Below are 8,569 nucleotides of genomic sequence, written 5' to 3'. Positions count from 1 at the left end.
CGCAAGCCTGAGGTCACGGAAACCAAGGTCAGCCGCACCGACCCGGACAGCGGCTACATGGTGCGCGACGTGGGCCAGGTACCGACAGATCACGGTTGTTGAGCTCGATAGCCATCTCCTGAGGGGATCGGCCCAACGCATACTGCTCGAAAATCCAGCGGACGATCTGGGCCTGTTCTTCATCAATCTCCCGCAGACCCGCGATGCGATTGAACTTGTCGTCGTGCTCGAATTTCATGCGGTAGCCGTAGGCAATCCCGCCCGCAGCCTTACCTTTGCCCACCGCGGTCTTCATTCCCTCGCGGGTCTTGTAGCGAGTCTGCTCGATCGTTTCGTGACTGATGATGGCGCGGATCGCCGCGCTCTACAAGATCGAAGACAGTATCTGCGGTTCCGATCCCGAACATCGCCGGGCTGTTCGACAGGACTTGTCCCTTCCACTGGTGGACGCGTTCTTTACCTGGCTCGCGGTCCAGGCTTTGCGTGTGTCGCGCAAGTCAGACCTCGGAAAGGCACTCGCCTATATGCTGACGCGACAGGAGGGCTTCCGGCTATTCCTCACCGATGGCCATGTCGATATCGACTCCAACCTGGTGGAAAACGCCATCCGCCGCCTTGCCATGAACCGCCGCAACGCGCTCTTTGCCGGACATGATGAAGGGGGCCGCAATTGGGCCCGGTTTGCCAGCCTGATCGGCACGTGCAAAATGAACGGCGTCGAGCCCTATGCCTACCTGTGCGACCTCTTCACCCGTCTCGCAAACGGCCACCTCGCCAAGGACATCAATACCCTGATGCCATGGGCCTACGCCGCCCGCTTAAAGGCCTCACAATGAGCTCGTCAGATACTATCCGGTGAGCTCACATCCGCCCCGCAGGGGCCTGACCCAATCGTTGAAATCCAAAATCAATGGGGCGTGGACGGCGCATACGGAAAGCCTGCTGCTTCCAAGTCAAAGTAGAGCCACAGAGAAAGCGGGCCAGCTTCGAAAGCCGACCCGCGCGAAGCTGTCTCCATGTGCCCTCAACTCGATCGTGTCCCTGGAGGTGGTGTAACAGGGTAGCGGTGGTCACCAGTGTTTTTCCGGTAGGGTCGGGTTGTTGAAGACCAACCTGGTGGAAAGACCACCGATGACCGACGACATGATGAATCTGCGTTCACTCGTTGAGAAGAGCGCCGACGCCGATTTGCTGCGCGAGATGATCGGCTTTGCTGCCGAGAAGCTGATGGCGTTGGAGGATCGCATGAAGCTTTTCCATGACACTGCAGAAAAGTTCTACCGGATCTGAACCCTGCATCAGCAGGTGCATGTAACCTCCCAAGGTCAATTCGGCAGGCGGCAACTTTCAGGTGGCCGCCTTTTTTTGGCGGCTCGAACGGTGGAACGCCGTTCGGCATTCAGATAAGATTCGCACATGCGTGATCTCAATCTCAAAGCGACCGAGTATTTTGAAGCTGTTGCACGCTTGAGCAGCGTGACCAAGGCGGCCGAAGAACTTGGCATTTCACCCTCCGCAGTGAGCCAACAGCTTTCGCTCCTTGAGGCGCAACTTGGCGTCAAACTTTTCCGCCGTGAGAAAGGAAGACTAGTGCTGACCCTGGACGGCGACCGCCTGTTTCAGACAACCACCCAGGCCTTCAGCGCCATACGCAACGCACGCTCTGCCGTTTCCTTTCAGCGGGACAGACGCAATTTCGTCATTCGCGTCAGCCCGAGTTTCGGGGTACGCTGGCTGGGGCCTCGGGTCGGCGCATTCGCCGCCGAAAATGAAGACTGGAATATCCGCATCGATGCGACGCCCGACTTTACCGCGTTTGAAACGGAAAATGTCGACATCGACCTGCGCTATGGCATGGGGACGTGGACAGGCGTGGCTGTGATACCACTGATGCACGATCTGGTCCTGCCTCTCTGCAGCCCTGATTATCTGGAGCGTTTGCGTCAGATCGATCCCAATCCCGCTCGTCAACTTGCGGGCGCGCGCCTGATCGATAGCGTCAAGACCCTATATCGCTGGGATCTATGGCTCGCTGCCAACAGGATCGATATTCCAAAAGTGAACTATCCGCTGCGTTTCGACCGATCTTCCATGTCGATCGAGATGGCGAAGCAGGGCGGCGGGGTCGCACTCGACAGCGTCAGCCTGTGTCTCGGCGAGTTGCAGAGGGGAGAACTGGTCCCGTTTTCGACGGCGTATGAAGTGATCGATTTTCCGGCGTACTGGCTGGTGTGTCCGTCCCGACATCTGAGCCGACGCATCGTCCAGCGTTTTCAGACCTGGTTGACCAACGCCTGCAAACTGCACGACGATGCAGCGCGTGCCCATCTCGTGGATCTCGGATGCCGCTTCCGGATCGGATCGCCGACGGATTTGATCGACGTAAAGCCTTGGGGCCTTTGAACGAGAGCCGCGCATAGCCCTTAAGGTTGGCTACAAAGGTCTTTCACTTTTCTTAAAATCATTCCTTCGGCTGCGATGCTATCTCTAGCTGCAGAAAATGCCGGGAGGAAATCATGACTATGGCTGGCCGCGCTGTCGCGCGTTCCAATGTTTCATTGGAGCTGCGCGCTTGGAGCATCAGACGCAAGGCACTGCTGATGGGGCAAGTGCAAGGGCAGGGATATATCGGGCAGGCGCTCGGGATTGCCGACGTACTGGCAGCGGCCTACTTTCATGCTTTGGATTATCGGCCGGAAGACCCGGAATGGGAAGGTCGCGACCGTTTCCTGTTGTCGATCGGGCATTACGCCATCGCTCTTTACGCCGTTCTGATGGAAGCCGGCATCCTGCCCGAGGATGAGCTGGAGACCTATGGGATGGATGATAGTCGCATGCCGATGTCCGGCATGGCGTCCTACACGCCGGGCATGGAGATCACCGGCGGATCGCTCGGGCATGGCCTCGGCATTGCCGTGGGTATGGCGATGGGTTTAAAGCGCAAGGCCAACCCCGCCTTTGTCTACAATCTGATGTCGGATGGGGAACTGGGCGAAGGGTCGACCTGGGAAGCGGCCATGTCCGGTGCGCACCACAAGCTCGACAACCTGATCTGCCTCGTCGACTTCAATGATCAGCAGGCCGATGGCAAGTCGACCGAAATGCTCTGCGCGGAACCGCTGACTGAAAAGTGGGAAGCCTTTGGCTGGCATGCCCAGCGCGTCAACGGCAACGATCTCGCCGCCGTCGTCGATGTCTTCGACAAGGCCCGTGCGGTCAAGGAAGCGAAGCCCCGTGTCATCATCTTCGATACCACCATGTGCAAGGGCGTGCCCTTCCTCGAAAGCCGCGAAATCACGCATTTTGTCCGTGTCGAAGCGGATGAATGGGACAAGGCGCTCGCAGTTCTTGAAGAAGGAAGACCGGCATGACCCTCGCATCGATGGCCCGCAAATACGAAGCTCGTAAAGCGCCAGAAGGCGAGCGCCAGGCAACCTCTGCCATGATCGCCTCGCTGGCGGCTGAAGGGTATGACACGGTTGCCGCCCCCTTCGGCAATGCTCTGGTCGATGCCGCGCGCAAGGATGAACGCATTGTCGGCCTGACCGCAGACCTCGGGAAATATACCGACCTTCACATCTTCCAGCAGGCCATGCCCGATCGCTTCTACCAGATGGGCATGGCCGAGCAGGTGTTGATGTCGGCTGCCGCAGGTCTCGCCCGCGAAGGCTTCATCCCCTTCGCCACGACCTATGCCGTCTTTGCTTCGCGTCGCGCCTATGACTTCATTGCGATGGCGATCGCCGAGGAAAACCTGCCTGTGAAGATCGTCTGCGCTCTTCCGGGTCTGACGACGGGCTATGGACCGAGCCATCAGGCGACCGAAGATCTCGCGATCTTCCGCGGTTTGCCGAACATGACATTGATCGATCCCTGCGACGCTGACGATATCCTCGGCATGGTCCCGCAGATGATTGCCCACGATGGCCCTGTCTACTCCCGCCTGCTGCGGGGCAAGGTGCCGTCGGTCATCAAGAAGCACAAGCCGGACTATCGGTTCCAGCTCGGCAAGGCGCAGATGATCCGCGAGGGCAAGGATGTCCTCGTGATCTCCACGGGTCTGATGACCATGCGTGCGCTCGATGCGGCTGTGAACCTCGCGGAAGACAAGGTGGATGTCGCGGTTCTGCACTGCCCGACCATCAAGCCGCTCGATCTCGAAACGATCGCCGCCGAAGCGGCCAAGGGCGGACGACTGGTCGTCACTGCAGAAAACCACACGCTCATGGGTGGTCTGGGCGAGGCCGTCGCTGCGGGTCTTCTGTCACGAGGCATTGCTCCGCGGTTCCGCATGATCGGCCTGCCGGACGCGTTCCTGGAGGCGGGCGCATTGCCGACCCTGCACGAGATGTACGGCATCTCGGTCGGCAAGGTGGTGGAACAGATCAAGGGCTGGCTCTGACCAACCCCATCAAACTTTAATCTGCATACAGGAGGAGAAAGGCTCATGAGCCTTCTGAAGGGAAAATCTGCCGTCGTGACGGGGGCTGCCTCGGCACGTGGTCTTGGAAAGGCCACTGCGAAACTGTTCGCCGAACATGGAGCGACAGTCGCCATTCTCGATCTAGATGCGGAGGCCGCACACAGTGCCGCTGCCGATCTCGGCCCGGGTCATGTTGGTCTGGCCTGTAACGTGACAGACAAGGCCGCCTGTGACGCGGCCATCGCCGAACTCTTAAAGCGCTGGGGCCGCGTCGACATTCTTGTGAACAATGCCGGCATCACGCAACCATTGAAGGTGATGGACATTGGTCCAGCCAACTATGACGCGGTCCTCGACGTCAACCTGCGTGGTACCCTCTACATGAGCCAGGCAGTCATTCCCTGCATGCGGGAGCAAAAGTCCGGCTCGATCGTCAATCTCAGTTCCGTCTCGGCCCAACGCGGTGGAGGTATATTCGGTGGGCCCCATTACTCCGCTGCCAAGGCCGGCGTGCTCGGGCTTACCAAGGCCATGGCCCGCGAACTGGCGCCGGCCAACGTGCGTGTCAACGCAATATGCCCGGGCTTCATCGCCACCGATATCACCGCCGGCAAGCTGACACCCGACATGCTGGAAAAGATCGTCGAGGGCATTCCAATGGGTCGTCCTGGCGAAGCTTCTGACGTGGCTGGATGCGCGCTGTTCCTGGCGTCCGAGCTTTCAGCCTATTGTACTGGCACCGAGGTCGACGTGAATGGAGGATCGCTGATCCACTGAGTTAAACCGAGATCGACGCAATGGCCGCCTGTCAAGAGGAGGGAGACGGCCTAAGCGAAGCTTTGCTTAAGCCATAAACACAACAGCCAATGAGGAGGATACACACATGAACATCAACAGACGGACATTCCTGACCGGTGCCAGCGTCGCTCTTACAGCACCGGCCATCGTTGCAGGCATCCGTCCGGCACAAGCCGCGACGACATTGACGCTCGGCCATGGAGCCGCGCCGGGCAATCCCCGTACCGTTGCCGCGGCAAAGTTCGCGGAACTCGTTGCGGAAAAGACAGCCGGGCGCGTCAAGATCAACGTGGCGGGCTCGGAAACGCTCGGCAGCGATTCCGCCATGCTGACCAGCCTGCGCACGGGGGCACTGGATTTCACGGCCAACAGCCAGGGGGCCACTTCAGCCATCGTGCCGGAACTGGCAGCACTCGGACTTCCATTCCTGTTCAAGGACACCGAGGCAGCCACCCGCGTCCTCTCCGGCGCCGTGGGTCAGGAACTCAACAAGCGTTTTGAGGCTGTCGGTGTCGTGCCGCTCGATTGGTGGGATAACGGCGTTCGTCACCTCACCAATTCCAAGCGCAAGATCGCAACGCCCGCCGATCTGAAGGGCATGAAGATCCGCACCCCAGCCGATCCAATGACGATCGATATTTTCGAGGCTCTGGGCGCCGGGACGGCACAGATCGCTTTCGGCGAGCTTTACATCGCCCTCCAGCAGGGTGTCGTTGACGGCCAGGAAAATCCACTGACCAACATCGAAAGCTCGAAGCTGTTCGAAGTCAATCGCTTCATCAGTCTCACCGCCCATAAATGGGAATCGACACCCTTCCTGATGTCAAAGATAGCCCAGGCACGCCTGGGTGCCGATTTGGAGGCCGTCAAGGCTGCGGCACAGGAGGCCGGTATTCTCCAGCGTAAACTTTCGATCGAAAAGTCCGGCCAGGTTCTGGAAGCCTTCAAGAAGAACACAAGCATCGACGTCACAGAGGTTGATCGGGATGCGTTCATCAAGGCGACGGCCTCGGTTGCGGAGAACTGGAAAAAGAAACCGTTCGGGGACTTCGTCAAGCAGATCGAAGCTGCTGCCCGCGGTTGATGACCCAGCCGGGCCGGAGGTTCCCATGCCATTGCTTTACAGTTCTATTGACGCTCTCGCGCGACTGATCGTGCGGCTGTCACGCCTCGTGATCATCGCCAGTGGTATCGTCCTGACGGTCGTTACTACAGCCAACGTCGTTGCACGATATATGTTCGCCAGCGGCGGCTTTTCCTTCGCACAGGAATTGCCGATGCTGATTTTTCCCTGGTTCATCCTGTCAGGGATCGTGCTGGCTGCCCACATGGGCGGACACATGGCTGTCGAGTGGCTGTACGACAAATTGCGCGGAAACCTTCGGCTCGGCGCCTTTGCGCTGGCCGGTGGCATCAGCATCGTGTCCTTCTTGGTTCTGGCCTACGAGGCGCTGCTGGTGGCGGAAATTGCCAGCGCAGAAAGCAGTCCCGTGCTCGGTATTCCAAACAGCGTCGGCTATTATGCGCTTGCAATCGGTGCATTGCTCGTCTCGCTTGTTACCGTCGCCGCTACTCTTCGCGTCTTCCAGCGTGGCTGGGAACATCGGATCGAACTCGTTGCCGGGGAGATGCCGCTATGACCCTTATCATGATCGCCGCCTTCTGCATTCTCATGATGTTGGCGGTTCCTGTTGGTTATGCCCTCATCATTGCCGCCGGTATCGCCGTCCTCTTCAACGGTTATATTCCGCTCTCCATCGTCGCCCAGCAGGTCTATGACCAGACCCAATCCTTCCCCATGCTGGCGCTTCCTTTCTTCATGCTGGCCGGAACCTTGATGCTGGGTGGCGAGCTGGGGCGGCAGTTGTTGGAGCTTGCCTCCAAAGCGATGCAACGCTGGCGCGGCGGGCCGCTTTCGACCACGGTCGTCTCGTCGGTCGTGTTTGGCGGCGTCTCCGGTTCGGCCGTTGCCAATGCCAGTGCCCTGGGCTCCGTGCTCATTCCCTGGCAGAAGAAACATGGTTATCCGCCAGCGCTTTGCGCCGCCAACAATGCCACGTCGTCTGTCATCGATGTTCTGATCCCGCCATCCATTCCGATGATCCTCTATGCGCTGGTGAGTGGCGTGAGCGTTGGCGATCTATTTATCGCCGGGATACTGCCCGGTCTGATGATGGCTGCAAGCTTCATTTTCGTCTGCTGGTATGTGTCGGTGCGCCGCAGATATCCAACCGGGAATGCACGTCTCCCCAGGCGCGAGCTCGCCCTTCTCGCCATCAAGAGCTTACCGGCAATCCTTCTGCCTATCCTCATCATCCTCCTGCTACGCTTTGGTTTCGCTACACCGACTGAAGTAGCTGTGCTTTCGGTTGTCTACTCTCTTTTTCTTAGCCTGCTGTTCTACCGCGATCTGACCTGGAAGCGGTTCTGCAACAATGTGGTGGAAGCCGGTGTCGGCACCGGTGTGGTGATGCTCGTCATCATGGGCAGTGCAGCGGTTGGTTGGGTGCTGACCTTTGATCAGGCACCGCAACAGATGGCCGACTGGGTTGCGAGTAACATTTCGAACCCCATAGCCATCATCCTGATGATGAACATTATCATGCTGATCGTTGGCATGCCGCTTGACATGCCACCCGCTATCCTGTTGCTCGGCCCAATCTTCGTGCCACTGGCCGATGCCATTGGCCTTGACCGTGTGCAACTTGGACTGATGATGGTGATCAATCTAGGTATCGGTCTCTACACGCCTCCCATAGGAACCACGCTGTTCATCTCGTCGTCGATCGCGAAGTCTCCGCTCGGCGAAACTACGCGGGAACTCGTGCCGTTCTTCGCGATGGCGATGCTTCTGTTGATGGCTGTGAGTTTTGTTCCAGCGTTGACCGTCTACTAATTGAGTTGCTGAGGCGTCGCTGCAAAGTCGGCGCCTCATGGGGGTACTTGTCTCCGTTGCTCCGCTGATCGGCTCGCAAACATATTCAGACGTGGCTGCCTTGCCGAAGTTCTGACGGTGATTGAAAAGGCCTTCAATCTCAAGCCTCACAAAGCGCTGACGGATCGGGACTTGCTGTTGCCAGCAGACTGAGCTCACAAGGAATATCTAGGCTGGATCCGAACAGGTTGTTCCCCAGCCCTCTTTCTCAAAGCCAGTTTTTTGCAACTCTCTGCGCAATCCTGCCCCCGCAACCAATAATCCCGGCGATCCCATCAAAGCCCCATCACGGGGCTTAAGACTGCTGACAAACCCATGGCCACATCCGGGGGGCTATGATTCACTGGGACATGTTGAGAACACCTGCTCCCGAACAGACGGCTCTCGACAGCCTGGGGCCGAAGGATCATCTG

8 protein-coding genes and 1 pseudogene are annotated in these 8,569 nt (G+C 58.6%); all 9 read left to right on the top strand.

The window, feature by feature from the left end; translation table 11 throughout:
• Positions 1–350 precede the first annotated feature (350 nt).
• A pseudogene (locus E8M78_RS08755) lies at positions 351–836 on the top strand (transposase); the annotation flags it as partial.
• A 295-nt stretch (positions 837–1,131) separates the two neighbouring features.
• Complete coding sequence (locus tag E8M78_RS23260) at positions 1,132–1,290, top strand: hypothetical protein (protein ID WP_170973373.1); 159 nt, start codon at positions 1,132–1,134, stop codon at positions 1,288–1,290.
• Positions 1,291–1,416: 126 nt separating this feature from the next.
• Positions 1,417–2,403, top strand: a complete 987-nt coding sequence (locus E8M78_RS08750; RefSeq protein ID WP_137134711.1) for a LysR substrate-binding domain-containing protein — start codon at positions 1,417–1,419, stop codon at positions 2,401–2,403.
• Between the two features lie 113 nt (positions 2,404–2,516).
• A complete protein-coding gene (locus E8M78_RS08745; protein ID WP_137134710.1) occupies positions 2,517–3,371 on the top strand; it encodes a transketolase in 855 nt (284 codons plus the stop codon).
• Between the two features lie 11 nt (positions 3,372–3,382).
• Positions 3,383–4,402, top strand: coding sequence for a transketolase C-terminal domain-containing protein (locus E8M78_RS08740; RefSeq protein WP_205910231.1), 1,020 nt, complete (start codon positions 3,383–3,385; stop codon positions 4,400–4,402).
• A 45-nt stretch (positions 4,403–4,447) separates the two neighbouring features.
• Positions 4,448–5,200 (top strand): SDR family oxidoreductase, encoded by a 753-nt coding sequence (locus tag E8M78_RS08735; RefSeq protein ID WP_137134708.1) that lies wholly within the window; start codon positions 4,448–4,450, stop codon positions 5,198–5,200.
• A gap of 106 nt (positions 5,201–5,306) precedes the next feature.
• Positions 5,307–6,305, top strand: coding sequence for a TRAP transporter substrate-binding protein (locus E8M78_RS08730; protein WP_137134707.1), 999 nt, complete (start codon positions 5,307–5,309; stop codon positions 6,303–6,305).
• A 25-nt stretch (positions 6,306–6,330) separates the two neighbouring features.
• Positions 6,331–6,861: a TRAP transporter small permease subunit gene (locus tag E8M78_RS08725; protein ID WP_137134706.1), complete on the top strand. Its 531-nt coding sequence runs from the start codon at positions 6,331–6,333 to the stop codon at positions 6,859–6,861.
• Entirely contained in the window at positions 6,858–8,117 is a 1,260-nt protein-coding gene (locus E8M78_RS08720; RefSeq protein ID WP_137134705.1) for a TRAP transporter large permease subunit, read from the top strand. Before E8M78_RS08725 ends, E8M78_RS08720 begins: the two co-directional genes overlap by 4 nt.
• The last annotated feature ends 452 nt before the right edge of the window (positions 8,118–8,569 follow it).

The sequence above is a fragment of the Rhizobium sp. FKY42 genome (assembly GCF_005222835.1).
Lineage (GTDB): Bacteria > Pseudomonadota > Alphaproteobacteria > Rhizobiales > Rhizobiaceae > Neorhizobium.
This window is presented reverse-complemented; position numbering and strand designations above follow the sequence as displayed.